A 25,634-nucleotide genomic window follows, 5' to 3' on the forward strand; every position below is an offset into this window, starting at 1 on the left:
TGAGCAGAGCGGGCAATGTCTGGGACAACTCGGCGATGGAAAGTTTCTTCTCAACGCTGAAAACTGAACGCACCGCCCGAAAAGTGTATCGGACCCGAAATGAAGCCCGCGCCGATATCTTCGACTACATCGAACGCTTCTACAACCCGCGGCGGCGCCATTCGAAACTGGGCTATCTCAGCCCCATGGAGTTCGAGGCCCGCGCTATGCTAGCTTAACCTGCTGCCCACAAAACCGGTAGCAGCTCACAAAGGAATATCCCGTGGCCGGACGGCTTGACGGAAAAGTTGCGATCATCACCGGCGCGGGCTGCGTAGGACCAGGTTGGGACAACGGACGCGCAGCCTGCGCAATCTTTGGTCGCGAGGAGGCACGCATCTTTGCCGTGGATATGCGAGAGAATATGATGGCGGAAACCGTTGCTCGAACCTAGGGAACGGGAGCCGAGATCGCGACCCACACCTGCGATGTCACCGACAACGATGCCCTGGCCCGGATGGTTGCCGCCTGCGTAGAGCGGTTTGGGCGTGTCTACAATCCTGGTGAACAACGTTGGTGGTTCGGCCAAGGGCGGTGCGGTAGCCCTGCCCGAAGAGAACTGGGATCGCCAGATGGAAGTCAATCTGAAAACTGTCTTCCTGACCTGCAAGCATGTCATCCTGCACATGGAAGGACAGGGCAGCGGTGCGATCGTGAATACCGCGTCGACATCGGGGCTGAGGTTCACGGGAGCGGCGCAGGTGGCCTATGCGGCAGCAAAGGCGGGCATCATTCACTTCTCCCGCGTTTCGGCTGTGGAATATGCGCCCAAAGGCATTCGCATCAATACCGTTGTGCCGGGCCAGATGCACACCCCGATGGTCTAAGCGCGGCTGGCCGGTCCAGCGCGCAGGCGGGGACGTCGAGGCGCTGTTGGAAGCGCGACAAAAGCGGATCCCCTTAGGCTTCATGGGCGACGGCCGCGATGCTGCTAATGCTGACCTTTCTTAGGCATCTGATGAAGCACGTTTCATCACTGGGACCGAGATCGTGGTGGACAGCAGTATGATCGCACGCTGCGACTGATACTTTGAACCTGCCCTGATTTATAGGTCATAACTTTAGGATAATGCGTTCGGGCAGGTACAGTGCTGGCAGGTTTGCATTGGTGAAGCGACTGTGCGCCAGCTGCACCGCGGCGAGTTTATGGAGGGTGCGCAGAATGTTGTGCTGATCGGTGGCCCAGGGACTGGAAAGACCCATGTGGCGACGGCATTGGGCTTCAGTCCATCGAACAGCACCGCCGGCGCGTCCGCTTCTTCTAGACTATCGAACTGGTCAATGCCCTCGAGCAGAAGAAGATAAGGGGCAAGGCCGGACAGATTGCCGAAAGTCTCAGCCGCCTCGATCTCGTGATCCTGGGCGAACTGGGCTATCTGCCCTTCAGTGCATCAGGCGGCGCTTTGTGCCGTCGGGAAAACAGTCCTCCGGACTGCTTTCTGATCCTTCTCCATCCATCTGCTGAGCAAACTCTGTGGGCGCACTAGCGTGGTCATTACCACGAATCTCAGCTTCAGCGAATGGGCAACGGTCTTCCGCGACCCCAAGATGACCACTGCGCTGCTCGATCGCCTGACCCACCGTTGTCACATCCTGAAGACCGGAAACGACAGCTTCAGGTTCAAGGCAAGCTCAGCCGCAGCGGCCACGAAAACGAAGGAGACAAACCATACCTTGACCCTTCTATTACCCTATATCAATAATCAGAGGTGGCTCACTTCTCGATGGGAAAACCCGATTCAGTTCTGGGTGGAAATTAACACCAAGTTGGAGCGAGGTAATTAGCCCTTCGAGGATTGGTCAAGCGTCCTGCATGACAATCTCGATTTTTCTGTGGAAAGCGTAAGTAGGCAAAAGTATGCAACGACCCCCTAGTTTCAAATTGTAGCGGTGAAGAGACCAGTACCAATGGATATTGCATTCTGAATATGCCGTGGCATAGCCATCGCGATTGAAGCGCGAGCGGATGTCATGGTGTGATGGCGGTCGGGGCAAGGGGGCGGGTATCCGATGCGACGGGAGGATGGGCCGCGCTCCGTGATCGGCAGGCCTGGCAATGCGCGGCGCATCTGGATCGCGCTGGTGGTCATGACGCTTTGTCTTGCCGTGGCTGTCGGCGGAAACGTCCTTCTGGCGCGATACTATATCGTCGCGACGGTGCCGCAGGGAGAGAACATCCTGCGGCTTGCCGTGTCGGGCCTTCGCGGAGAGCTGGCACGGTACGAGCGGTTGCCTGACCTCATGGACCGGAATCCCGTCCTGGTGCGTGCGCTGGCGCCGGATGCCGATCCGGTGCGGTTGGCCGCGGCGAACCTCTATCTGCGCCATCTGGCACGGTTGATGGGGCTGTCGGATGCCTATGTCATGGCGCCTGACGGCATGACCGTGGCCGCCAGCAACTTCGATCAGGCGTTCAGCTTCGTGGGCGAACGGTTCGACTATCGTCCCTATTTCACCGATGCGTTGGCTGGGGGGCAGGGGCGGTTCTCGGCGCTTGGGACGACCTCGGGCAAGCGGGGGTATTACTTTGGCCGGGCGCTCAGGGACCGGGGGCGGATCGTCGGCGTGCTGGTGCTGAAGGTCGACATGGATGCGATCGAGGACAGCTGGCGCGCCGCCGAATACGAGATGATCGTGACCGACGGCGAGGGGATCGTCTTTCTGGCCAGCCGCCGCGACTGGCAGTTCCGCTCGATCGCGCCGCTGACGCCCCGAACGCGGGCGCGCATCGCCGCCACCCGGCGCTATGATGACGAACCGCTGCTGATGCTGCCCCTGAGCGTGGCGGGCGAGGCCGCAGGTCATGACATCCGACGGCTGGAGCTGCCCGAGACGCGGCGCGAGTTCCTGACCGTCTCCGAGGCCATGCCCGAGGCCGACTGGACCGTGCATGTGCTGCTGGACACCGCACCTGCGCGACGGCAGGCGCTGATCGGCACGCTGGCGGCGCTGATGATCCTGGGCGTGGGGGTCGCGCTGCTGACCGCCTGGGCGCAGCGCCGGGCCCGCCTGCGCGAACGCCTGTCGATCCAAGCCGAGGCCCAGGCCCAGCTGGAAGGGCGCGTCGCCGCCCGCACTGCCGAGTTGGCGCAGCTGAACGCCCGCCTTGGCGCCGAGGTCACGGAACGTCGCGCCACCGAGGCCGAGTTGCGCCGCACGCAGCGCCATCTGGTGCAATCGGCCAAGCTGGCCGCCCTGGGGCAGATGTCGGCGGCCCTGTCGCATGAGCTGAACCAGCCCTTGGGCGCGGTGCGCAACTTTGCCGCCAATGCGGTGACCTATCTGGACCGCGACCGCGCCGCCGATGCGCGCCTGAACCTGACGCGCATCCTGTCGCTGACCGATCGCATGACCGAGATCGGCCGCACGCTGCGCAACTTTGCCCGCAAGCCCAATGCCCAGCTGTCCGACGTGGACCTGCATGACGTGCTGCGCGACGCGCTGGAGGTGATCGCCTGGCGCATCGACCGCCAGCCCGTCGCGCTGGTTGTCGATCTGCCGCCCGGTCCGCTGATGGTGCGGGCGGGGCCGGTGCGGTTCCAGCAGGTGGTGGTGAACCTGGTCGCCAATGCGCTGGACGCGCTGGACGGCCGCCCCGACGGCGCGATCCGCATCGAGGGGCGGCGGACGGACGGGCGCGTCCTGCTGACCGTCAGCGACAACGGCCCCGGCATCGCCCAGGGGTTGGAGGACCGCATCTTCGATCCGTTCTTCTCGACCAAGGGGGTGGGCAGCGGGCTGGGGCTGGGGCTGTCGATCTCTTTCAACATCATCAAGGATTTCGGAGGCGAATTGCGCATTCTTCCCAGCGACCGCGGCGCGGCCTTCCGCATCGACCTGCCCGAGATCGCGCCATGATCGCGGGCCGCATCCTGCTGGTCGATGACGAGCCCGACATGCGCCTGTCGACCGCCCAGGCCCTGGAGCTGGAGGGGTTCGAGGTCGAGGAGGCCTCCGATGCCCAATCCGCGCTGGACCGGGTGGGCTTCGGCTTTGCCGGCATCGTGGTGACCGACATCCGCATGCCGGGCATGGACGGCCTGACCCTGATGAGCCGCATCCGCGAGATCGACGTGGACATCCCGGTGATCCTGGTGACCGGGCATGGCGACATCCAGCTGGCCGTACGGGCGATGCGCGAGGGGGCCTATGATTTCGTCGAAAAGCCATTCGACGGCGCGCAGCTGGCCGAGATCGCGTCCCGCGCGATGGATTACCGCCGGGTCGTGCTGGAGAACCGCGTGCTGCGGGCGGCGGCAGGGCAGGCCGACGACCTGGAGACGCGGCTGGTCGGGCGGTCCAACGTGATGATCGACCTGCGCCGCCGCCTGCGCACCATCGGCCCGACCGAGGCCGACGTGCTGATCGTCGGAGAGACCGGCACCGGCAAGGAGGTCGTGGCCCGCGCGCTGCACGACCTGTCGCCGCGCGCGGGGCGGCCCTTCATCGCCATCGATTGCGCGGCGCTGCCCGCGTCGCTGATCGAATCGGAACTGTTCGGCCATGAGGCGGGCGCCTTTCCCGGCGCCCTGCGCCCCCGTTATGGCAAGTTCGAACATGCCCGCGGTGGCACCATCCTGCTGGACGAGATCGGCTCGATGCCCCTGGAAGTGCAGGGCAAGCTGCTGCGCGTGGTCCAGGACCGGGTGATGTTCCCCCTGGGCGCGGATGAGGGGCGGGCGCTGGACGTGCGCTTCATCGCGACCTCGCGCCAGCCGCTGGAGGAGGAGGTCGCGGCGGGGCGGTTCCGCGCCGATCTGCTGTACCGGCTGAACGTGGTGACGCTGACCATGCCGCCTTTGTCCGCGCGGCGCGAGGACACCCAGCTTCTGTTCATCAAGCTGGTGCAGGAGGCCGCCGCCCGCCACCGCCGCGCCGCCGTGGCCGTGCCCCCCGCCCTGCTGGCCGAGATCGCCGAACGCGCTTGGCCCGGCAATGTCCGCGAATTGCGCAACGCCGCCGACCGTCACGCCCTGGGCATCGCTCTGCAGCCGGCCGAGGATCGCAGCCCTGAACAGCAGCGCCTGGCCCACCGGGTCGCGGCGTTCGAACGCGACGTGATCGTGGCGACCCTGGCTGCGCATGGCGGGCGGCTAAAGCCGGTCTATGAATCGCTTGGCCTGTCGCGGAAGTCGCTTTACGAAAAGATGCAGAAATACATGATCGACAAGACGCATTACGTCGATGCGGGCGACGATCCGGACCCGTGATGGGGGGATTTCCACCCACGCGATGACGCCGATGTTACCGAATCCACCCATCGCCGCGACTAGGCGGCGCTTTTCCCGCGCGCCCGGCGCATGGCGGCATTGCGTGCAGGGCATGGCATGGCCTAGCTGAAGGGGCTTTGTCGGGCCGCCACGCGCAAGACGTGCGGCCCCGGAAAAATCTGGGAGGATTTTCATGCGTTTGATGACCGTCGCCGCGACCGTCGCGGCCACCTTCAGCCTGTCGCCCGCCTTTGCCCAGGACGACCGCGCCGACTGGCCCAGCAGCCTGACCATCGGTACCGCCAGCCAGGGCGGCACCTATTTCATCTATGGCACCGGTCTGGCCGGACTGATCAGCCAGAACCTGGACCTGAACGCCTCGGGCGAGGTCACCGGCGGCCCGGTGCAGAACGCTACCCTGGTCGAGACCGGCGACCACCAGATCGGCCTGGTCACCATGGGCCCCGCCTACGAGGCCTGGACCGGCAACAGCGAACTGGCGCCGGGGGTCGAGCACAAGGCCCTGCGCGCCCTGTTCCCCATGTATCAGACCCCGTTCGAGGCCGTGGCGCTGCAGTCGTCGGGCATCGCGGACGTCACCGACATGGCGGGCAAGCGCGTCTCGGTCGGACCGGCGGGCGGCACCGCCGCCACCTATTGGCCGCGCTTCTTCGAGGTGCTGGGCGTCGACGCGACCATCAGCTATGCTGGGGCCAACGACGCCACGAGCCAGGTCAAGGACGGCCTGATCGACGCCTTCGCCTTTGCGGCCGGCGTGCCGATCAGCGCCTTTGCCCAGATCGCGGCCGAGAACCCAGTCAACATCTTCGGCTTCACCGAGGAGCAGCGCGCGCAGATCCTCGAGGCGATGCCCGAAGTGGCCGCCTTCGAGGTGCCCGGCGGCATGTACCAGGGCTTCCCCGAGGGGCATGGCACGGTCGCCATGTGGAACTTTGCCGTCGCCCATCAGGACATGCCCGAAAGCCTGGCATATGAGATCACCAAGCTGGTGATGGAAGGCAACGAGGCGATGATGCAGATCCACGCCACCGCCGCCGAGACCCTGCCCGAGAACGTCGACAAGAACACCTTCCTGCCCTACCACCCGGGCGCCGTGCGTTACTTCGACGAGGTCGGGGTCGAGATCCCGGCTGAACTGCGCGGCTGAGCGCATTCTCCGGGGGCTGCGGCCCCCGGACCCTTTTCCCTTTCCCCCATGATCGGACCGACTGCCCGGACCCCGTCCGCGCGGTCCTTGCCGACGGAGACCCCTCATGTCAGTTGATGCTGCATCTGCGGCAGGGACCGGACCCGTCATCGCGCAGGGCGTCGATGACGAACCGATGGCCCCCAACCAGCGCGACCCCCGCGCCGGAACGGGTGTGCTGATCGCGGTCCTCTGCGCCGCCTATACGTTGTTCCACCTGTTCGTCATGGTCGTCTATCCGCTGGAGACCTGGACCTACCGCATGATGCATGTCTGCGGCGGCCTGATCATCGGCTTCCTGACCTATTCCGCGCTGACGCAGCGCAACGACGGCGCCACCACCCCCGCACGCCGCGGCATGGCCGAACTGGCCCTGCTGGGCGTGGCAGCCCTGGGCGTGGGCTATGGGCTGGCGGTCATCGCCTATGCCTGGGGCGCCTGGTGGCTGGCCGGGGTGGCGATGCCGCCGGCCTTCGGGTTCCGCACCTATGGCCTGCCGCTGGCCATCGGCACCGGGGCGGCCATCGTCGCGGGCTGGCTCTATTCGCCGCGGGACCGGTCGTGGATCTATCCGGGCGACCTGATCCTGTGCCTGGCCTCGATCGCGGTCCTGGGCTACATCCTGTTCGTCGTGGGCGCGCTGCGCATGCGGGCGGGCACGGCGATGGCGCAGCCGGGCGATCTGTGGGCCGCGGTCACCGGGGTCATGCTGATCCTGGAGCTGACGCGCCGCCTGACGGGCCTCGCGCTGGTGATCATCGTCGCGGTCTTCATCGGCTACAGCTTTCTGGGGCCCTGGCTGCCGGGCTTTCTGAACCATCGCGGCTATACGGCGACGCGGTTCTTTACCTACATCTTCACCGACCAGGGCATCCTGGGCGACCCGATCGCGGTCAGTTCGACCTACATCATCCTGTTCATCGTCTTTGCCGCCTTCCTGCAGGCGTCGAAGGTGGGCGATTACTTCGTGAACTTCGCCTTTGCCTGCGCCGGTCAGGCACGGGGCGGTCCGGCCAAGGTCGCGGTCTTTGCATCGGGCCTGATGGGCATGATCAACGGCACCTCGGCGGGCAACGTCGTGTCCACCGGCTCGCTGACCATCCCGCTGATGAAGAAGGTCGGCTATTCGCCGAAATCCTCGGCCGCGATCGAGGCCACAGCCTCCTCGGGCGGGCAGATCCTGCCGCCGATCATGGGCGCGGGCGCCTTCATCATGGCCGAGGTCACGGGCATCCCCTATACCGACATCGTCATCGCCGCGATCATCCCGGCGCTGCTGTATTTCGTGTCGGTCTACTTCATGGTCGACCTCCAGGCGCTCAAGCTGGACATGAAGGGCCTGCCCCGGTCCGAACTGCCGCAGTTCAAGGTGCTGATCCGCCAGGTGTATCTGTTCCTGCCGATCATCATCCTGATCTATACGCTGTTCGCAGGCTATTCCGTGATCCGGGCGGGTGCGATGGGCATGGCAGCGGCAGCGATGGTCAGTTGGCTGACGCCGCACCGCATGGGCCCGCGCCAGATCTTCAACGCGCTGGACATGGGCGCCAAGATGACCATCCAGATGGTCGCGGTCTGCGCCGCGGCGGGCATCATCGTGGGCGTCATCGCGCTGACCGGGGTGGGGGCGCGGTTCTCATCGCTGCTTCTGTCGATCGCGGATCAGAACCAGTATCTGGCGATGTTCTTCGCGATGTGCATCTCGATCATCCTGGGGATGGGCATGCCCACCACCGCCGCCTATGCGGTCGCCGCCGCCGTGGTGGCGCCGGGGCTGATCGCCCTTGGGGTGCCGGTGCTGGTCGCGCATTTCTTCGTCTTCTACTATGCGGTGATGTCGGCCATCACGCCGCCGGTGGCCTTGGCCGCCTATGCGGGCGCGGCCCTGTCGGGGTCAGATCCGATGAAGACCAGCGTCGAGGCCTTCCGCCTGGGCCTTGCGGCCTTCATCGTGCCCTTCATGTTCTTCGGCTCTCACGAGCTGCTGATGCAGGGCGAATGGATCGACATCATCCATGCGACCGCGACCGCGCTGCTGGGCATGTTCCTGCTGTCGGCGGGGGTGATCGGCTACTACTTCGGGCACGCGTCGATGGTGGTGCGTCTGGTGCTGATCGGGGCCGCGCTGTCGATGATCGCCGTGGGCTGGGTGACCGACCTCATCGGCCTGTCCGTGGCCGCCGCGCTGTTCCTCTGGCAGCGCCGGATGGTGACGCCCGCAACCCTGACGCATGGCCGCGCCGACTGAAACAAGGCTGCGGCCCCCGGATCGGGGCCGCAGCCGTCATGGCGGCCAGGTCACCTGTGCGTCCAGCACTGCCGTTCACTCTCTGGCACGCGCCAGCAGTTGCACGATCAGCTCCCGCGTCGCTTCCGCACGGACCGGGTTGGGATAGTTGCGGTTCGCCAGGACCACGACGCCGATCCGTTCGGATGGCACCATCGCGACGTAAGAGCCAAAGCCGTTGGTCGCCCCCGTCTTGTTCAGATAGACGTCCCCCTCCAACTGGCGCGCGTCGACCTTGGTCATGGGTTGCGGCGACATCGCCATGTCCGGCGAATTTCCGGCCGCCAGCGCGGCAGCATCCACGGGCCAGGGATACCCTTCCCAGATCATGGCCTGCGCGTAATGGGCGGTGTCGTAGTCCGACCGGCGCGTCCGGGCCAGCGCTGCCGTGATCTCGCCCTCCAGGGTAAGATTGTCCAGATGGGTGTCCAGGAAACGGGTCATGTCGGTCACCGACGACTTGATGCCATAGGCCTCGGCATCCAGCATGCCGGGGTTGACGCGGATCGGGCTGTCGTCGGTTCTGGAATAACCGAAGGCATAGCGCGCCATCTCGGCGTCGGGGACATCGACGAAGGTGCTGTCCAGCCCCAGTCCGGGAAGAAGGTCACGCGCCAGCGCATCCGTGTAGGTCGTCCCGAACTGCTCTCCCGCGATCAGCCCCAAAAGGCCGATGCTGACATTGGAATAGGCGCGCAGCGTGCCGGCCTCGCCCTGCGGCGTCCAGGCGTTCAGATAGGTCATCAGGCCGTCCATGTCCGTGACCGCGTCGGGCACCTGCAGGGGCAGGCCACCCGTGGCATGGGCGGCAAGGTCGGCCAGCGTCACCGCATCGAAGGCGCTGCCCGCCAGCGCAGGCATCCGGGATGACACCGGGTCCTGCAGGGACAAAAGGCCGCGCTGTTCCGCAAGGGCTGCCAGGGCCACGGTGAACAGCTTGCTGTTCGATCCCAACTCGAACAGCGTGTCGCAGTCGACAGCGCGCGATGCCGCGCGATCGGCCAATCCATCGGTGAAGAAGAACTGCTGTCCGTCCATCGTCACGCCGATGGCGATGCCGGGAATGTCGAACTCCTTGATGACGGGACGGAAGACGCCTTCGCTGATCTGCTGGAATGCCTGCTCGGTCAGCCCTTGGGCATGGGCGGGGGTGGTCAGCAGCACGGCTGCGACAGCTACGGTTCGGATGATGGTCATGGGATTCCCTCTGGCGTCGGCACGGCGTCGCGACATAATTTAATTTTGCCAGCCAGAGCTATTGTGATCGTGCATGGGCATCAAATCATGGTTTCTTGCCCTATCGTTGAGAAATTCTAATGGATGCGTGATGGATCGGCCCAACATCCCCCTGAATGCGCTGCGGGCCTTCGAAGCCGCGGCCCGGCACCTGACGCTGTCGAAGGCCGCGATCGAACTGTGCGTGACGCAGGCGGCGCTCAGCCACCAGATCCGCAACCTCGAGGAACGCCTTGGCGTGGCCCTGTTCCGGCGTGTGCCCCGAGGGCTGGTGCTGACCGAAGAGGGTGCGGCCCTGGCCCCGGTCCTGACCGGATCGCTGGACCTGATCGGCGCGACGCTGGACCGGTTCTCGGGCGGGCGCTATCACGAGGCGCTGCATGTGGGCGTGGTCGGAACCTTTGCGACGGGCTGGCTGATCCCGCGCTTGGCCGGGTTCGAGGCGGCGCATCCCGAGGTGGACCTGCGCATCTTCGCCAACAACAACCGCGTCAGCATTCCGGGCGAAGGACTTGACCTGGCCATCCGCTTTGGCGACGGGTCGTGGCATGGGCTGCAGGCCACCCGCATCATGGATGCGCCCCTGGCCCCCATGTGCGCCCCGGACCGCGCCAGGACCATGTCCGGCCCCCAGGCGATGCTGGAGCAGCCGCTGCTGCGTTCCTATCGGACAGGCGAATGGGAACGGTGGTTCGCGGGGCTGGGCCTGGCCTGCCTGCCCCTGCGGGGGCCGATGCTGGACAGCTCCATCGCCCTGGCGGACATGGCGGCGGAGGGGCACGGGATCGCGCTGCTGCCGCCTGCGCTTTTCGGCCACTGGACGGAACGCGGCCGTCTTGTGACCCTGTTCGACCATTCCATTGTCGCAGGCGCCTATTGGCTGACCCGCCTGCAGTCCAGGCCGGAAACCAGCGGAATGCGCAGCTTTCGAGAGTGGCTGTGCCGGGAGGTGGCGGATCAGCCGCCCGCGACGGGCTGACCGCCCCTGCGCGACCGATCACGTGCGGGGCAAAGCCGTCGTGTCAGTCAGTCCCATGCGACCTTCAGGGGTGGCAGGACGGCGATATCTTCGATGGCATAGGCGATGCCGTCCACCAGCAGGCCGTCGGGCATCTCGTACGCAAGCGGCTGGCATGCGATCTGCCTGAAGCCCAGCATCCGTGTCAGACCTGCGCTGGCCGTGTTGGGCGCGGCATGACCGGTCGTCACCAGACGTGCGTCCAAGGCCCCAAAGGCAGCCCGTATCATCGCGGGCGCCAACTCGGCCCCATATCCCTGGCGGCAGGCAGAGGACCGCACCCAGTAGGACAGTCGGAACTGGCCCCGCCGCCACTGCGGGATCAAATCGACGGCGCCGACACAGACGCCCGAGGCCCATGCAAGATAGGACAGCCGCTCGCGTCGTTGTGCAGCCTCCACCGCTTCCGCCAGCCGCTCTGATTGCCATCGGGCATCCCGTTCCTGTCCGGCGTTCCCCATCGTTCCGTGAAACCACGGCACCAATTCTGCATGACTTTCGCCCCTGGCCCGCGCCACCGCGGCGGCGTCATCAACGCTCGCGGGGCAAAGATCCAGCCGGGATGTCCGAACGATCCGCGGCAGGACATATGACGCGGGATCCTTCAGGCGCGCGTAGGGTGGGGGCATGCGCTTCTCGATGGTCTGCAAGCATGATCGTCGCCCGGATCGACAGACATTGGAATAAGACTGCCGTGCGCCGAATACGTGCCTGCATTCCCGACCAGATCGCGAACTGCTACAGGCGGGCTTGTCGTGGGCCGGACTGTGCCCCAGAAACGCATCGCGACCGTCCCGTTGGAAAGCACAATGTCATGCCCGCCCGCATCGCCCACCTGTCCCTGCTGGTCCCGGACTACGACGCGGCGCTCGACTTCTTCTGCCGGATCGGTTTCGAGTGCCGGGAGGATACTGAACTGGGCAACGGCAAGCGATGGGTGCGGATTGCGCCCCCGGGTGGCGATACCGAGATCCTGCTTGCCCGGGCCGTCGGAGACCGCCAGACCGCATCCATCGGAGAGCAGGGCGGCGGGCGGGTCTGGCTTTTCCTTGAGACGGACGATTTCGCGCGCGACTATCAGCGCCTCTAGGCCGCGGGCGTGACGTTCGAGACGCTTCCGCGCGACGAGCCTTACGGGCGTGTCGTCGTCTGGAAGGATCCCTGTGGAAATCGTTGGGACCTGATCGAAAATACCCGTTCCGACCGCGGCTGAAGTCCGCGTCGCGCCGGTATCCTCGATATGGATCGCGGGTCTCAGGACGGCGGCACCGGCGACGCGATCCTCGACACACCTGTTCGCCGCGGCCCTTCGCTACGGCCGATGATGTCGCACAAGCTGCCTTTCCCCCTCCGGCCATCACGAATCTTGCCCATCCGAGGCTGCGGCACGCCCGCGACCGCCGCCTGTTGGATCGTGCGCGTGATGCGCAAACGGAATGCCTTGGACAGCACCCGTGCCACGCGGTCCGTCCTCAAGTGACAGCGTCGAGGCCACTAGGGCGGGCATAGCAAAATTGCCGGTGCTTCCCGCCGCATGGCGCCAAATTCATTGCCCGGAAAGCACAACCGCGTCAGGGGGGCCGGCAGTGCAGCAATCAAACCCCACCGACCGTCAATGCAGGAACAGGCGGCGGTGCCTCACCCTCTGTGCACCCCTGACATCGGCCCAAGGTGCCACCCGTGACGCAGATGCGCCACAGGGGGGCGGGCGCGACATCGATGCCCTTGCGCGGCCGCGACCAGTAGGAGCACTATGATTCCAGACGACGATGGGTCCGGTCATGTGCCCGTGGTGCAGGCGGTGGCCGGTCCGAAACCGACATGCCCGCGGGGCGTGCCCCTGCCGTGAAAGGCCCCCGATGTTCGACAATGCAGATGCTATCCTGCTGGCCCGGATCCAGTTCGCCTTCACGGTCAGCTTCCACTTCCTGTTCCCCGCCTTCACGATCGGGCTGGCCAGCTTTCTGGCGGTCCTGAACGGGCTGTGGCTGTGGACAAAGGACCACAAGTACCTGGATCTGTTCCGATACTGGGTCAAGATCTTTGCCCTGGCTTTTGCCATGGGCGTCGTGTCGGGCATCGTGATGTCCTATCAGTTCGGCACGAACTGGTCCGCCTTTTCCGACAAGGCGGGGCCGGTCATCGGCGCGCCGATGGCCTACGAGGTCCTGTCGGCCTTCTTCCTGGAGGCCGGGTTCCTGGGGATCATGCTGTTCGGGCGCGACCGCGTTGGGCCCACGCTGCACATGATCGCCTGCGCCGCGGTGGCGTTGGGCACGGCGTTCTCGGCCTTCTGGATCCTGTCGGTCAACAGCTGGATGCACACCCCCGCAGGCTTCGAGATCGACCCCGAGACGGGGCAGTTCCTGCCCACCGACTTCTGGCAGGTGATCTTTAACCCGTCCTTTCCGTTCCGCCTGATGCACACGGTGACCGCGGCCTATCTGACCACGGCCTTCATCGTGGGGGGCGTGGCGGCCCTGCACCTGCTGCGCCATCGGCACCGCCGCGACAAGGTCAGCCCGGCCACGCGGACCATGTTCAGCATGGCGATGTGGATGGCCGCGATCTTTGCCCCGGTCCAGATCGTGCTGGGCGATTTCCACGGCATCAACACGCTGGAGCACCAGCCGGCCAAGGTCATGGCGATGGAGGGCCATTTCGAGAGCCATGACGAAGGCGCGCCGCTGTACCTGTTCGGCATCCCGAACCAGGACGAACAGCGCCTGGACTATGCCATCGGCATCCCCAAGCTGTCGTCCCTGATCCTGAAGCACGACCTGAACGCGCCGCTTGCGGGCCTGGACACCATCCCGCGCGAGGATCAGCCCCCCGTGGCCATCGTCTTCTGGTCGTTCCGCATCATGGTCGCGCTTGGCTTTGCCATGCTGGGGATCGGGGTCTGGTCGCTGTGGGCGCGCTGGCGGGGGATGCTGTTCGACAGCCCCATGCTGCACCGCGCCGCCCTTGTGATGTCGCCCGCGGGGCTGATCGCCGTGCTGGCCGGATGGGTCACGACCGAGGTCGGGCGGCAGCCCTTCACCGTCTATGGTCACCTGCGCACGGTGGACAGCGCCGCACCCCTGGACGCGGCCGCGGTGGGGGCATCGCTAGTGGCCTTCATCATCGTCTATTTCGCGGTCTTCGGGGCGGGGACATACTATATCCTGCGTCTGATGAGCCGCTCTCCGGCGAACAACGAACCGCGGCTGAAGGACGTGACCAACAGCCCGACGCGCACGGCGGGCACCACGCCCGCCCAGCAGCACCCGACCCGCAACGTCCAACCCGGAGAGTGACCATGCCCCTCGCAGAAGGCGTTTCGCTGGATCTGACCGTCATCTGGGCCTTCGTCATCGCCTTTGCGGTGCTGGTCTATGTCGTGCTGGACGGGTTCGACCTGGGCCTGGGCATGCTGTTCGCGGTCGAACCCGAGGGCGAGGACCGCGACATCATGATGAACTCGGTCGCGCCGGTCTGGGACGGGAACGAGACCTGGCTGGTCTTGGGCGGGGGCGGGCTGTTCGCGGCCTTTCCGCTGGCCTATGCGCTGATCCTGCCGGCGCTGTATGCGCCGATCATGGCGATGCTGCTGGCGCTGATCTTCCGCGGCGTCGCGTTCGAGTTCCGCTGGCGCACCAAGCGCTGGCGCAAGGTCTGGGACGTGGCCTTCATCGGTGGATCGGCGGTGGCCGCGCTGGCGCAGGGCATCACCCTGGGCGGGCTGCTGCAGGGTATCGACGTCGACAAGGCCGCGCGCGAATATTCCGGCGGCTGGTGGGACTGGCTGACGCCCTTCACGCTGATGGTCGGCGTCGCGGTCATGGTCGGATACGCCCTTCTGGGCGCGACATGGTTGGTGATGAAGACCGCCGGCCCCCTGCAAGAACGCATGCGCAAGCGGGCCTGGGTGCTGGGTGTCGGCACGGTGATCTTCATGGGCGTGGTCAGCCTGTGGACGCCATTCCTGCAGGACGGCTATTACAGCCGCTGGTTCGGCGGCTGGAACATCGTGCTGGCAGCGGGGGTGGGTGCTGCCGTGCTGGGCCTGGCCTTCGGCATGTTCACCTCGCTGATGGTGCGTCATCACGACTACTGGCCGTTCCTCTGCGCGCTGGGGATGTTCATCCTGGGCTTCGTTGGGCTGGGGATCTCGATGTTCCCCTACATCGTCCCGGTCGAGGTCACGATCTGGGAGGCCGCCGCCCCCCGCAACAGCCAGATCTTCATGCTGGTCGGCGCGGCCGTGCTGATCCCGGTGATCCTGACCTATACCGCCTATTCCTATTGGGTGTTCCGCGGCAAGATGGACCCCAAGGAGGGGTACCACTGATGCCGCAATCCCTGCGGCGGCTGGCGTGGTTCGTGGCCATCTGGCTGGCCAGCGTGGCGGTGATCGGCACCGTCGCCTGGATCATCCGCCTGTGGATCGCCTAGCCCAGATAGGCGCGCAGTCCCGGCGGCGGATCGTCCAGCAGCGGCCCGGTGGGACGGGGGGCGTGCACCGCGCCATCCTCGACCAGCAGGGTGTCGGGCGCAAAGGCCCGCGCATCGGCCGGATCATGGGTCACCATCAGCACCGTCGTGTCGGACGCCACCTGCGCCAGCAGGGTCAGCATCTCCGACTTCAGCGCCGGACCTAGCGCCGCGAAGGGTTCGTCCAAAAGAAGCAGGGGCCGCGCCCGCAGCAGCACACGGGCCAGCGCGACGCGGCTTTGCTGACCACCCGACAGGGCCGCGGGGCGGCGATCCTGCGTGCCGGCCAGGCCGACATGGTCCAGCACCTGCGTCACGCGGCGCTGCTGATCCCGGTCCAGACACAGGTCCGGGCGCAGTCCCATCCCTACATTTTGTTTCACGGTTAGATGAGGAAACAAATTGTGGTGTTGAAACAGGATCGACACTGGTCGTTGGCCGGGAGTCATGTCGGTGATATCCTGGCCGTCCCAGATCAGCCGGCCCTTTGTCGGGGCCAGAAACCCCGCCACCAAGGCCAGCAGGGTCGACTTGCCCGACCCCGACGCGCCGATCACCGCATGGCGACCCTGCGGCACGGTCAGGTCCGCGGTCAGCGTGAAGTCGTCCTGTCGCAGCAGGATGTCGCGGAATTCAAGCGTCACGTCGGCCTCCCATGTCGAACATCCAGAACAGCCCCAGGCTGAGCCCCATCAGCAGCAGGGCGCAAGCCGCGGCATCGGCCATGCGATAGCCGTTCATCAGCTGGTACAGCATCAGCGGCAGGGTCGGGCGATCCCCTGCGAACAGGGTGATGACGCCCAGATCGCCCATGGCCAGCGCCGCCGCCAGTCCGGCGCCAAAGCCCAAGGGGCGCGCCAGACGGGGCAGCACCAGAAGGCGCAGCCGTGCCCAGCCCCGCAGGTCCAGCGATGCGGCAAGCTGGCCGTAATCCTGTTCCAGCGCCCGCGCCGCCGGGATCAGCGCGCGCAGTGCGAAGGGCAGGGCCATCGCCGCGTTGATCAGCGCCGTGATCGGAAGGGCCATCTGCTGGGGCGTGACCGTGCCGCGCAGCAGGATGAACAGCCCGGTGCCCAGCACCAGCGGAGAGGCGATCAGCGGCAGCATGCCTGCCGCCTCGACCCAACGGGCTCCGCCGCGGGCGATGGTCAGTGCCAGTGCCAGCGCCGCCCCCGACGACAGCAGGGCCGACGTCACCGCCATTGCGATGGAACGCAGGGCAGCATCCCAGACCTCGGGCGGCAGGCCGGTCAGGCGCGGCAGGCCCGTGGCCGCGACCGAGATCAGCGGCGCCAGCAGGAACACCGCCGCCGCCGTGATCACCGCCGCATCCGTCAGCTGCCGCCAGCCGCCGGGCGCGGGCGGCCCGCCCACCGCGTCCAGCCCTGCGCCGAACCCGGCCGGAACGGCAACGCGGGCGGCCAGCGCCGCCGCCCCGATGCAGATGGCGATCTGCACCATCCCCATGGCCGCCGCGCGCCCCAGGTCGAAATCAAAGCGGAACGCCTGATAGATGGCCAGCTCCACCGTCGTGGCGCGCGGCCCCCCGCCCAGGGCCAAGGCCACCGTGAACGATGTCAGGCAAACCAGGAACACCGCCAGCCACACGCCGGGCAGCACGCCGCGCAGCATCGGACGTTCCAGATGGCGGGCGATGTCGCGGGGCGTGAAATCGAGGGACGCGGCCAGCCGGAAGCGTTCCGCGGGAATCGCCTGCCAGCCCTGCAGGATCAGCCGCACCGACAGCGGCAGGTTGAAGAACACATGCGCCAGGATCACCCCCTGCCAGCCATAGATGCCGATGGCGGGCAGGCCCAAGGAATCCAGCGCGCCGTTCAGCGCGCCGTTGCGCCCGAAGATCGCGATCAGGCCCAGGACCGCCACGATCACCGGCAGGATGAAGGGCGCGCCCAGCAGCGTGACCAGCAGCCCCCGCCCCCGGAACCGCCGCCGCGCCAGCGCGCGTGCGACCGGCACGGCCAGCGCCGCCGACAGGGTGGCGGACAGCGCGGCCTGCCACAGCGTGAACCAGACCGCGCGCAGGTCCCATTCGGTCAGGCCCGACAGCCCGCCCGCGACCCAGGCCACCGCCGCCAGCGTGCCCAGGATCAGGGCTGCCAGCGCGCCCGCGATGGCGTGGCCGATGCTCAGCGGAAGGCCCGCTGCCATTCGTCCAGGGCGGGGACGCGCAGGGCCTCGGCCTCGTCCTCGGACAGGAACAGGGTCTTTTCGGGGCGGGGCAGGTTGCGCATCACCTGCGGCCAGTCGGCCTCGGGCAGCTTGGCGGGCAGTGACCAGTTGGCCAGCGGGATCGTCGCCTGGAAATCGGGGGTCAGCACCCAGTCCATGAAGGCTTGCGCCAGTTCGGGCTGATCGGTGCCCGCGACCTGGGCCACCAGTTCGGCCATGAAGTAATGCCCCTCGGGGAAGATCGCGGCGCGCTTGGTGTCGTCCTCCTCGGCGGCGATGTGATAGGCGGGCGAGGTGGTGTAGGACAGGACCATGTCCGCCTCTCCGTCGGTGAACAGGCCATAGGATTCGGACCAGCCGCGGGTGACGGTCAGCACCTTGGGGGCCAGCTTCGCCCAGGCCTCGCCCGCCTGATCGCCATAGACCGACTTGACCCACAGCAGCATCGCCAGACCCGACACCGAACTGCGCGGGTCCTGGATGACGATGCTGAGATCCTCGGCCTCCAGCAGTTCGGCAAAGCTGGCGGGCGGGTTCTCCAGCCGGGTGCTGTCATAGACGAAGGCCGTCTCGCCCCAGTTGTAGGGCAGGAAGATGTCGTCCTCCCATGCGATGGGCAGCGACAGGTCGGACGTGTCCTGCCCGTGCGGCGCGAACAGATCCGATGCGCGGGCGCGCGCGGTCATGTCGGTGTTCAGGCCGAAGACGATGTCGGCCTGGGTGCCCGCCCCCTCCATCAGGATGCGGGGCAGCACGTCGCCGGTCACGAATTGCAGGTCGCAGTCGCAGATCGCCTCGAACCCCTCCTCGATGGCGGGGCCGGGGCCCCATTCGCTGGTGACGCTGTCGCCCGCATAGACGGTCAGGACGCGATCCTGGGCCAAGGCGGGGCTGGCCAGCAGCAGGGCGGGGATCAGGACGAATTTCATCGGCAGCCTCTCTTGTCGGGTGATCGAAAAGAAGGGGTGCGCACCTTCCCTCCGCCGGTGTGAGCCGGATCAGGTTCTACGGGTCCGCTGTCGCGTCTCAGCCCGCATTGGGGCACCCCGAGGTGCCCCTGAATGTAGAGGTTTCGCGCGCCCGCGCAAGCGGATAGAAACCGCGCATGACCAAGGACATGTCTGATCAGCCCACGCCGATGATGGCGCAGTATCTTGCGATCCGGGAGGCCAATCCCGGCGCGCTGCTGTTCTATCGCATGGGCGATTTCTACGAGATGTTCTTCGACGACGCGGTCGCCGCCGCCGCCGCGCTGGACATCGCGCTGACGAAACGCGGCACCCATGCGGGTGAACCCATCCCGATGTGCGGCGTGCCGGTCCATGCGGCCGAGGGCTATCTGCTGACGCTGATCCGCAAGGGTTTCCGCGTGGCCATTGCCGAACAGATGGAGGACCCCGCCGAGGCCAAGAAGCGCGGGTCGAAATCGGTCGTGGCCCGCGACGTGGTGCGGTTGGTGACCCCAGGCACCCTGACCGAGGAATCGCTGCTGGAGGCGCGGCGGCACAACTATCTGGCAGCCTTCGTGGTGGTCCGCGAGGAGGGCGCGCTGGCCTGGGTCGACATCTCGACCGGCGCGTTTTCGGTGATGGATTGCCCCCTGCCGCGTCTGGCCCCCGAGCTGGCGCGGCTGGCCCCGCGCGAGGTTCTGGCCTGCGACACCGGGCTGGAAGAGCTGATCGGTGACGCGGGCGCGGTGATGACCGACCTGCACGCCAGCGCGTTCGACAGCAATGCGGGCACGCGGCGGCTGTGTGCGCTGTACGGCGTCGAGACGCTGGACGGGTTYGGCAGCTTCACCCGCGCCGAACTGGCCGCGATGGGCGCCATCGTCGATTATCTGGACATGACGCAGAAGGGCCGCTTGCCGCTGATGCGCCCGCCGGTGCGCGAACGCGCAGGCGGTGCGATGCAGATCGACGCCGCGACCCGGCGCAATCTGGAGCTGACCCAGGCCCTGTCTGGCGGGCGCGACGGATCGCTGCTGGCGGCCATCGACCGCACCGTGACCGCGCCGGGCGCGCGCCTGCTGGAACGCCGGATCAGCGCGCCGTCGCGCGATCTGGGCCTGATCGCGGCGCGCCATGACGCGGTGGCGGCGCTGGCGGGGGATGCGCGGTTGCTGGCGGATCTGCGCGGCGCGCTGGCGCGGGTGCCGGACATGGACCGGGCGCTGTCGCGGCTGGCGCTGGACCGGGGGGGGCCGCGCGATCTGGCCGCGATCCGGGCGGGGCTGACGCAGGGCGCGGCCATCGCGGCGCGCTTGCCCGGTGATGCGCCGCCCGTGCTGCGCGATGCGGCGGGCGATCTGGTCGGGCATGAGACGCTGGTTGACCTGCTGGATGATGCGCTGGTGGCCGAGCCGCCTCTGCTGGTGCGGGATGGCGGCTTCGTGGCCGAGGGGCATGACGCCGATCTGGACCAGACCCGTCGCCTGCGCGACGAGGGGCGCGGCGTCATCGCCGGGATGCAGGCCGATTATGCGGCCTTGGCCGGGGTCGGCAGCCTGAAGATCAAGCACAACAACGTCCTAGGCTATTTCATCGAGACGACGACCACCCATGCCGAGCGCATGATGGCCGCGCCGCTGAACCAGACCTTCATCCACCGCCAGACCACCGCGAACCAGATCCGCTTCACCACGGTGGAGCTGTCCGAGCTGGAGACCCGCATCCTGAACGCCCGCGACCGCGCCTTGGAGATCGAGCGCGGCATCTTCGACCGCCTGCGGACGGCGATCCTGGATCAGGCGGCGCGGATCGGGCAGGCGGCCCGCGCGCTGGCCGAGATCGACCTGGCCTGCGCCTTCGCGGATCTCGCCTCGGGCGAGGGCTGGGTCCGGCCGCGCGTCGACGACAGCCGCGCCTTCGTCATCGAAGGGGGCCGCCATCCGGTCGTGGAACGCGCGCTGCGCCGGAAGGCGGAAAGCTTCGTCGCCAACGACTGCGACCTGACCACCGGGGCCACGCCCGCGATCTGGCTGCTGACCGGGCCGAACATGGCGGGCAAGTCGACCTTCCTGCGCCAGAACGCGCTGATTGCGGTGCTGGCGCAGGCGGGGGCCTTTGTTCCGGCGCGCGCGGCGCATATCGGGCTGGTCAGCCAGCTGTTCAGCCGCGTGGGCGCCGCCGATGATCTGGCGCGGGGGCGCTCGACCTTCATGGTCGAGATGGTGGAAACCGCCGCGATCCTCAATCAGGCCGATGACCGCGCGCTGGTGATCCTGGACGAGATCGGGCGCGGCACCTCGACCTGGGACGGGCTGTCGATTGCTTGGGCGGTGATGGAGCATCTGCATGCCGCCAACCGCTGCCGGGCGCTGTTCGCCACGCATTACCATGAGATGACGGCGCTGTCGGCCAAGCTGGAGGGCGTCGAGAACGCCACCGTCACCGTGCGCGAATGGCAGGGCGAGGTGATCTTTCTGCACGAGGTCAGGAAGGGCGCGGCCGACCGCAGCTATGGCGTGCAGGTGGCAAAGCTGGCGGGGCTGCCCGCCTCCGTCGTGGAACGCGCCCGCACCGTCCTGACCGCGCTGGAAAGCGGAGAGCGTCAGTCGGCGCGCCCCGTGGCGCTGATCGACGACCTGCCGCTGTTCCGCGCGGCCCCGCCGCCCGCGCCCAAGGCCCGCCCGCTGGATGATCGCCTGAAGGCGGTCCATCCCGACGCCCTGTCCCCGCGCGAGGCGCTGGACCTGATCTATGAATTGAAAGCCCTGTCCGAGGAGACGCGCCCATGAGCTACAACACCTTCGGCCGCGAGTTCCGCTTTACCACCTGGGGCGAAAGCCACGGCCCCGCCCTGGGCGCGACGGTGGACGGCGTGCCGCCCGGCGTGCCCCTGACGGAAGACTATATCCAGCGCTTCATGGACCGCCGCCGCCCCGGGACGTCGAAACACACCACGCAGCGGCGCGAACCCGACCAGGTGCGCATCCTGTCCGGCGTCTTCGAGGGCGTCACCACCGGCACCGCGATCCAGCTGATGATCGAGAACACCGACCAGCGGTCCAAGGATTACGGCGACATCGCGACCAGCTTTCGCCCGGGGCATGCCGACATCACCTATCATCTGAAATACGGGGTGCGCGATTATCGCGGCGGGGGCCGGTCTTCGGCGCGCGAGACGGCGGCGCGGGTTGCGGCCGGTGCGGTTGCGCAGGCGGTTCTGGGCGCGTTGGTGCCCGATCTGCGGATCACCGGCTACATGGTGCAGATGGGGGCGATGCATCTGGACCGCGCGCGGCTGGACCTGGGCGCGGTGAATGACAATCCGTTCTTCCTGCCCGATTCGGGCGCGGTGCAGGCCTGGTCCAATTACCTGGACGGCATCCGCAAGGATCAGAACAGCGTCGGCGCGGCCATCGAGGTCTGCGTTCAGGGCTGCCCGCCGGGCCTCGGCGCGCCAGTCTATGCGAAGCTGGACACCGATCTGGCCGCCGCGATGATGTCGATCAACGCCGTGAAGGCCGTCGAGATCGGCGAGGGCATGGCCTCGGCCGCGCTGACCGGGGTGGCGAACGCGGACGAGATCCGCATGGGGCCGGACGGGCCGGAGTTCCTGTCGAACCATGCAGGCGGGATTCTGGGCGGGATTTCCACGGGTCAGGACATCGTCGTGCGTTTCGCGATCAAGCCGACCAGCTCGATCACCACGCCCCGCCGATCGATCAACTCACGCGGAGAGGAGATCGACGTGATCACCAAGGGCCGCCACGACCCCTGCGTGGGCATCCGTGCCGTGCCGGTGGCCGAGGCGATGGCCGCCTGCGTGATCCTGGACCACCTGCTGATGGACCGGGCGCAGACCGGCGGGGTGCGTGGTCAGATCGGCTGATCGGACAGAAACGCGTCTACTTCGGTACGGGTGGGGATGGCATCGCCCGCCCCCGCCCGCGTGACCTTGACCGCCGCCGCGGCCGAGGCCAACCGTAGGGCGGCAGGAATATCCGCCCCGCCGTCCAGCGCCGCCGCGAAATATCCCGCGAAGGTGTCGCCCGCGCCGGTCGTGTCCACCGGCGTCACGCGGAACGAGGGCTGCTCATGCACCTGGCCCGTGGTCAGGTCGCGATATTCGGCCCCGTCCGCGCCGCGGGTGATCAGCAGGCCCTGCACGGGCAGGTCGCCGGGGACGCCCGCGAAGAGCTGCTCCGCCTCTCCGGCGTTCATCGCCAGGATTGACACATGGGGCAGGACCGCGCGCACCGCGTCCAGATCGAAGGGGGCGGCGGAATAGATCACGCGCGCGCCCTGCGCCTGCGCCGCGCGGGCGGCGGCGACCTGGCCGTTCGTCTCGTTCTGGATCAGCAGCGTATCAGCGGGGGTCAGGGCGGAGAGGGCCTGGGTCAGCGCGGCCTCGTCGATGGCGCGGTTCGCGCCGGGGTGGATGACGATGGCGTTTTCCGCATCGGCATCCAGCAGGATGATCGCGTGGCCCGTCGCCTGATCCGCAAGCCGGGCGACATGGCCCATGTCCACGCCCGCCTGCGCCAGCCGGTCGCGCACCCAGTCATCGCTCGTGCCCATCGCGCCCAGGTGATGCGTGACCGCGCCCGCGCGCGCCGCGGCGACCGACTGGTTCGCGCCCTTGCCGCCCAGACCCTGGGCATAGCCGCGCGAGGCCAGCGTCTCTCCGGGCTTTGGCAGGCTCTCCAGCCGATAGACATGGTCGATGTTGATCGAGCCCAGGTTCCAGATTGCCATGCGCGCCTCCGCCGTTTGGCGGCCATGTGACCGGGCGGGCCGGGTCTTGTCCAGATGTGAAAAGACGCGCCCGTTGCGGGGCGCGTCCTGTCATGTCGACCTGTCGTGCAGGATCAGGCGGGCAGCTTGCCCTTGTGGGGCGCCCACAGCCGCTTGTTCACGACATAGAGCAGCGCGCTGAGCAGCACCAGGAACAGCACCGCGACCAGGCCCACGGACTTGCGGTCCATCATCTTGGGCTCGGCGGTCCACATCAGGAAGGCCGCGATGTCCATCGCCATCTGATCGACGGTCGCCTCGGTGCCGTCCTCGTAGGTGACCTGACCGTCGGACAGCGGAGCCGCCATGCTGATCCAGCCGCCGGGGAAGGCGGTGTTGCCGTGCAGCAGCGTGCCGGCCTGTTCCTGGTCCTCGCCGGTATAGCTGGTCAGCAGGGCATGGATGTATTCCGGACCGCCCATGCCGTTGACCAGCTGGCTGAGACCGGTGCCGTAGGGGCCGTGAAAGCCCGCGCGGGCCTTTGCCATCAGCGACAGGTCCGGGCCCATGCCGTCACCCGAGGTTGCCGGGAAGTGATCGGTGATGGTGCGCGGACGCTCCTCTCCGATTGCGTCGTCGAAGACCGGCAGCAGTTCGGCCGCATAGGCGCGGACCTGATCCTCGGGCAGGCCGGGGCCGCCTTCATCCGCCAGGGTGCGGATGGCGACGTATTTCAGGCCGTGGCAGGCCGAGCAGACCTCGGTATAGACCTGCAACCCGCGCTGCAGCTGGAACTGGTCGTATGCGCCGAACGGACCCTCGTGCGGGAAGGCGACATCCTCGATGTGCCCGCCTTCGCCTGCGGCCATCGCCGGTCCGGACAGGCCAAGGGCCGTGACGGCGGCGATCGCTAGTGCTTTCAGCATGATCCTTGGTCCTCTCATTCGGCCGGCTGCGTCAGGCTGGTTCCACCAACCTTGGGCGCGTAGTGTTCGTTGAAGTCTTCCTCGATCGTGGCGGGCATGGGCTCCGGCTTCTCGATCACGCCCAGCAGCGGCAGGATCACCAGGAAGTAGCCGAACCAGTAGGCCGCGGCAGCCAGCGCGATGTAGGGATAGGGCCCCTCGGTGGGCATGGCACCGACCCAGGTCAGGACGACGAAGTCGACCGCCAGCAGCCAGAACCACCACTTGAACTGCGGACGATAGCGGCCCGAGCGCACGCGGCTGGTGTCCAGCCAGGGCGCCAGGCCCATCACCACGATGGCGCCGAACATCGCCAGCACGCCGAAGAACTTGGCGTCGACGATGCCGAAGGTCACGAACTGGACCAGCTGGACCAGCCACACCTCGGCGTCGAAGGCGCGCAGGATCGCGTAGAAGGGCAGGAAGTACCATTCGGGCACGATATGCGCGGGCGTGGCCAGCGCGTTGGCCTCGATGTAGTTGTCCGGGTGGCCCAGATAGTTGGGCATGAAGCCCACGATCGCGAAGAACACTGCCAGGATGACGGCCAGCGCGAACAGGTCCTTGATGACGAAGTAGGGCCAGAAGGGCAGGGTGTCCTTGGCGGCCTCCTCCTTGCTGGTGCGACGCACCTCGATGCCGGTCGGGTTGTTGTTGCCCGTGGTGTGGAAGGCCCACACGTGGACGATGACCAGGCCCGCGATGATGAAGGGCAGCAGGTAGTGCAGCGAGAAGAAGCGGTTCAGCGTCGCGTTGCCGACCGCGGGTCCGCCCAGCAGCCAAGTCTGCAGCGTCTCGCCCACGCCCGGAATGGCGCCGAACAGGCCGGTGATCACGGTCGCGCCCCAGAAGGACATCTGACCCCAGGGCAGCACGTAGCCCATGAAGGCGGTGGCCATCATCAACAGGTAGATCAGCATGCCGATGATCCAGGTGACCTCGCGCGGGGCCTTGTAGCTGCCGTAGTAGAGGCCGCGGAAGATGTGCAGGTACACGGCCACGAAGAACAGCGACGCGCCGTTCATGTGGATGTAGCGCAGCATGTAGCCGCCGTTGACGTTGCGCATGATGTGCTCGACGCTGGCGAAGGCCATGTCGACATGCGGGGTATAGTGCATCACCAGGACGATGCCCGTGACGATCTGCAGCACCAGGCAGAAGACCAGCACGATCCCCCAGATCCACATCCAGTTCAGGTTCTTGGGCGTGGGGATCATCAGCGTGTCGTAAAGCACGCCGGCGACGGGCAGGCGGCGGTGAAGCCAGCGTTCGAAGCCCGACTTGGGCTCGTAATGGTCGTGCGGAATTCCGGCCATGATAACCCT

Annotated in this window: 22 protein-coding genes, 1 pseudogene and 1 riboswitch; of the genes and pseudogenes, 14 read left to right on the plus strand and 9 right to left on the minus strand. The window is 67.0% G+C overall.

Features of this window, described 5'->3' with window-relative positions:
* The 7 genes and pseudogenes from GBO37_RS04005 to GBO37_RS04035 form a co-directional block, all read left to right on the plus strand.
* On the plus strand, positions 1 to 218 hold a 218-nt coding region (locus GBO37_RS04005; protein ID WP_252927352.1), incomplete at its 5' end, for an IS3 family transposase.
* A 309-nt stretch (positions 219 to 527) separates the two neighbouring features.
* Entirely contained in the window at positions 528 to 866 is a 339-nt protein-coding gene (locus GBO37_RS04010; protein ID WP_252927355.1) for an SDR family NAD(P)-dependent oxidoreductase, read from the plus strand.
* Positions 867 to 1,143: 277 nt separating this feature from the next.
* Positions 1,144 to 1,695 (plus strand): annotated as a pseudogene (locus GBO37_RS04015) (ATP-binding protein); the annotation flags it as partial.
* Positions 1,696 to 2,076: 381 nt separating this feature from the next.
* A complete protein-coding gene (locus GBO37_RS21570; RefSeq protein ID WP_252927358.1) occupies positions 2,077 to 3,897 on the plus strand; it encodes an ATP-binding protein in 1,821 nt (606 codons plus the stop codon).
* Complete coding sequence (locus tag GBO37_RS04025; protein WP_252927360.1) at positions 3,894 to 5,249, plus strand: sigma-54 dependent transcriptional regulator; 1,356 nt, start codon at positions 3,894 to 3,896, stop codon at positions 5,247 to 5,249. Before GBO37_RS21570 ends, GBO37_RS04025 begins: the two co-directional genes overlap by 4 nt.
* Before the next feature lie 193 nt (positions 5,250 to 5,442).
* Positions 5,443 to 6,417 carry a TAXI family TRAP transporter solute-binding subunit gene (locus tag GBO37_RS04030; protein WP_252927362.1) on the plus strand — a complete coding sequence of 325 codons (975 nt, stop codon included), beginning with the start codon at positions 5,443 to 5,445 and terminating at the stop codon, positions 6,415 to 6,417.
* Positions 6,418 to 6,523: 106 nt separating this feature from the next.
* Entirely contained in the window at positions 6,524 to 8,704 is a 2,181-nt protein-coding gene (locus GBO37_RS04035) for a TRAP transporter permease (protein WP_252927365.1), read from the plus strand.
* Positions 8,705 to 8,779: 75 nt separating this feature from the next.
* Here the strand turns inward: GBO37_RS04035 and ampC are convergent, their stop codons facing one another.
* A complete protein-coding gene (gene ampC / locus GBO37_RS04040; protein WP_252927367.1) occupies positions 8,780 to 9,940 on the minus strand; it encodes a class C beta-lactamase in 1,161 nt (386 codons plus the stop codon).
* A gap of 130 nt (positions 9,941 to 10,070) precedes the next feature.
* On the opposite strand from ampC, the gene GBO37_RS04045 reads away from it, so the two are divergent.
* Positions 10,071 to 10,958 carry a LysR family transcriptional regulator gene (locus GBO37_RS04045; protein ID WP_252927369.1) on the plus strand — a complete coding sequence of 296 codons (888 nt, stop codon included), beginning with the start codon at positions 10,071 to 10,073 and terminating at the stop codon, positions 10,956 to 10,958.
* A gap of 47 nt (positions 10,959 to 11,005) precedes the next feature.
* On the opposite strand, the gene GBO37_RS04050 is transcribed toward GBO37_RS04045, so the two are convergent.
* Positions 11,006 to 11,647, minus strand: a complete 642-nt coding sequence (locus GBO37_RS04050; RefSeq protein ID WP_252927370.1) for a GNAT family N-acetyltransferase — start codon at positions 11,645 to 11,647, stop codon at positions 11,006 to 11,008.
* 164 nt (positions 11,648 to 11,811) lie between these two features.
* Here GBO37_RS04050 and GBO37_RS04055 point away from each other — a divergent pair, with 164 nt between their 5' ends.
* Entirely contained in the window at positions 11,812 to 12,087 is a 276-nt protein-coding gene (locus GBO37_RS04055) for a VOC family protein (RefSeq protein ID WP_371927477.1), read from the plus strand.
* A gap of 164 nt (positions 12,088 to 12,251) precedes the next feature.
* Here GBO37_RS04055 and GBO37_RS21575 read toward each other — a convergent pair whose 3' ends face one another.
* On the minus strand, positions 12,252 to 12,458 hold the full coding sequence (locus GBO37_RS21575; RefSeq protein WP_371927478.1) for a hypothetical protein: 207 nt from the start codon (positions 12,456 to 12,458) through the stop codon (positions 12,252 to 12,254).
* A 398-nt stretch (positions 12,459 to 12,856) separates the two neighbouring features.
* On the opposite strand from GBO37_RS21575, the gene GBO37_RS04065 reads away from it, so the two are divergent.
* Genes GBO37_RS04065 through GBO37_RS04075 form a run of 3 tightly spaced genes read left to right on the plus strand, consistent with a single transcriptional unit; the run spans position 12,857 to position 15,434 of the window.
* Positions 12,857 to 14,296: a cytochrome ubiquinol oxidase subunit I gene (locus GBO37_RS04065; protein ID WP_045982780.1), complete on the plus strand. Its 1,440-nt coding sequence runs from the start codon at positions 12,857 to 12,859 to the stop codon at positions 14,294 to 14,296.
* 2 nt (positions 14,297 to 14,298) lie between these two features.
* A complete protein-coding gene (gene cydB, locus GBO37_RS04070) occupies positions 14,299 to 15,330 on the plus strand; it encodes a cytochrome d ubiquinol oxidase subunit II (protein WP_127897492.1) in 1,032 nt (343 codons plus the stop codon).
* On the plus strand, positions 15,330 to 15,434 hold the full coding sequence (locus GBO37_RS04075) for a DUF2474 family protein (protein WP_139598676.1): 105 nt from the start codon (positions 15,330 to 15,332) through the stop codon (positions 15,432 to 15,434). Before cydB ends, GBO37_RS04075 begins: the two co-directional genes overlap by 1 nt.
* Here the strand turns inward: GBO37_RS04075 and GBO37_RS04080 are convergent.
* The 3 genes from GBO37_RS04080 to GBO37_RS04090 are packed head-to-tail and all read right to left on the minus strand — an operon-like array spanning position 15,431 to position 18,592.
* The gene (locus tag GBO37_RS04080; protein ID WP_252927373.1) at positions 15,431 to 16,117 is read right to left on the minus strand and encodes an ATP-binding cassette domain-containing protein; all 687 of its coding nucleotides are present in this window, start codon (positions 16,115 to 16,117) and stop codon (positions 15,431 to 15,433) included. The two genes, GBO37_RS04075 and GBO37_RS04080, sit on opposite strands and share 4 nt — an antisense overlap.
* Positions 16,107 to 17,642 (minus strand): thiamine/thiamine pyrophosphate ABC transporter permease ThiP, encoded by a 1,536-nt coding sequence (locus GBO37_RS04085; protein WP_252927375.1) that lies wholly within the window; start codon positions 17,640 to 17,642, stop codon positions 16,107 to 16,109. The genes GBO37_RS04080 and GBO37_RS04085 overlap by 11 nt, the downstream gene beginning before the upstream one ends.
* On the minus strand, positions 17,621 to 18,592 hold the full coding sequence (locus GBO37_RS04090; protein WP_252927377.1) for a thiamine ABC transporter substrate binding subunit: 972 nt from the start codon (positions 18,590 to 18,592) through the stop codon (positions 17,621 to 17,623). The genes GBO37_RS04085 and GBO37_RS04090 overlap by 22 nt, the downstream gene beginning before the upstream one ends.
* A 29-nt stretch (positions 18,593 to 18,621) precedes the next feature.
* Positions 18,622 to 18,722: riboswitch (TPP riboswitch) on the minus strand.
* Between the two features lie 58 nt (positions 18,723 to 18,780).
* Between GBO37_RS04090 and mutS the strand changes: the two genes are divergently transcribed.
* Together mutS and aroC are read left to right on the plus strand one after the other, a co-directional pair.
* On the plus strand, positions 18,781 to 21,402 hold the full coding sequence (gene mutS, locus GBO37_RS04095; protein WP_252927480.1) for a DNA mismatch repair protein MutS: 2,622 nt from the start codon (positions 18,781 to 18,783) through the stop codon (positions 21,400 to 21,402).
* Positions 21,399 to 22,499 (plus strand): chorismate synthase, encoded by a 1,101-nt coding sequence (gene aroC / locus GBO37_RS04100; RefSeq protein WP_252927379.1) that lies wholly within the window; start codon positions 21,399 to 21,401, stop codon positions 22,497 to 22,499. The genes mutS and aroC overlap by 4 nt, the downstream gene beginning before the upstream one ends.
* On the opposite strand, the gene GBO37_RS04105 is transcribed toward aroC, so the two are convergent.
* The 3 genes from GBO37_RS04105 to petB all read right to left on the minus strand — a co-directional run bounded on the left by GBO37_RS04105 (position 22,487) and on the right by petB (position 25,625).
* A complete protein-coding gene (locus GBO37_RS04105; protein ID WP_252927381.1) occupies positions 22,487 to 23,365 on the minus strand; it encodes a ribokinase in 879 nt (292 codons plus the stop codon). The two genes, aroC and GBO37_RS04105, sit on opposite strands and share 13 nt — an antisense overlap.
* A gap of 113 nt (positions 23,366 to 23,478) precedes the next feature.
* Complete coding sequence (locus tag GBO37_RS04110; RefSeq protein ID WP_252927383.1) at positions 23,479 to 24,270, minus strand: cytochrome c1; 792 nt, start codon at positions 24,268 to 24,270, stop codon at positions 23,479 to 23,481.
* Positions 24,271 to 24,284: 14 nt separating this feature from the next.
* The gene (gene petB, locus GBO37_RS04115; protein ID WP_045982685.1) at positions 24,285 to 25,625 is read right to left on the minus strand and encodes a cytochrome b; all 1,341 of its coding nucleotides are present in this window, start codon (positions 25,623 to 25,625) and stop codon (positions 24,285 to 24,287) included.
* Positions 25,626 to 25,634 lie beyond the last annotated feature (9 nt).

Source organism: Paracoccus sp. 08 (genome assembly GCF_024105395.1).
Lineage (GTDB): Bacteria > Pseudomonadota > Alphaproteobacteria > Rhodobacterales > Rhodobacteraceae > Paracoccus > Paracoccus marcusii.

Bases quoted from the DNA above. Each gene is read 5' to 3' on its own strand.
- GBO37_RS04025 (WP_252927360.1), top strand. From the start codon at position 3,894: ATGATCGCGGGCCGCATCCTGCTGGTCGATGACGAGCCCGACATGCGC.
- GBO37_RS04030 (WP_252927362.1), top strand. From the start codon at position 5,443: ATGCGTTTGATGACCGTCGCCGCGACCGTCGCGGCCACCTTCAGCCTG.
- GBO37_RS04035 (WP_252927365.1), top strand. From the start codon at position 6,524: ATGTCAGTTGATGCTGCATCTGCGGCAGGGACCGGACCCGTCATCGCG.
- ampC (WP_252927367.1), bottom strand. From the start codon at position 9,940: ATGACCATCATCCGAACCGTAGCTGTCGCAGCCGTGCTGCTGACCACC.
- GBO37_RS04045 (WP_252927369.1), top strand. From the start codon at position 10,071: ATGGATCGGCCCAACATCCCCCTGAATGCGCTGCGGGCCTTCGAAGCC.
- GBO37_RS04055 (WP_371927477.1), top strand. From the start codon at position 11,812: ATGCCCGCCCGCATCGCCCACCTGTCCCTGCTGGTCCCGGACTACGAC.
- GBO37_RS04065 (WP_045982780.1), top strand. From the start codon at position 12,857: ATGTTCGACAATGCAGATGCTATCCTGCTGGCCCGGATCCAGTTCGCC.
- cydB (WP_127897492.1), top strand. From the start codon at position 14,299: ATGCCCCTCGCAGAAGGCGTTTCGCTGGATCTGACCGTCATCTGGGCC.
- GBO37_RS04075 (WP_139598676.1), top strand. From the start codon at position 15,330: ATGCCGCAATCCCTGCGGCGGCTGGCGTGGTTCGTGGCCATCTGGCTG.
- GBO37_RS04085 (WP_252927375.1), bottom strand. From the start codon at position 17,642: ATGGCAGCGGGCCTTCCGCTGAGCATCGGCCACGCCATCGCGGGCGCG.
- GBO37_RS04090 (WP_252927377.1), bottom strand. From the start codon at position 18,592: ATGAAATTCGTCCTGATCCCCGCCCTGCTGCTGGCCAGCCCCGCCTTG.
- aroC (WP_252927379.1), top strand. From the start codon at position 21,399: ATGAGCTACAACACCTTCGGCCGCGAGTTCCGCTTTACCACCTGGGGC.
- GBO37_RS04105 (WP_252927381.1), bottom strand. From the start codon at position 23,365: ATGGCAATCTGGAACCTGGGCTCGATCAACATCGACCATGTCTATCGG.
- GBO37_RS04110 (WP_252927383.1), bottom strand. From the start codon at position 24,270: ATGCTGAAAGCACTAGCGATCGCCGCCGTCACGGCCCTTGGCCTGTCC.
- petB (WP_045982685.1), bottom strand. From the start codon at position 25,625: ATGGCCGGAATTCCGCACGACCATTACGAGCCCAAGTCGGGCTTCGAA.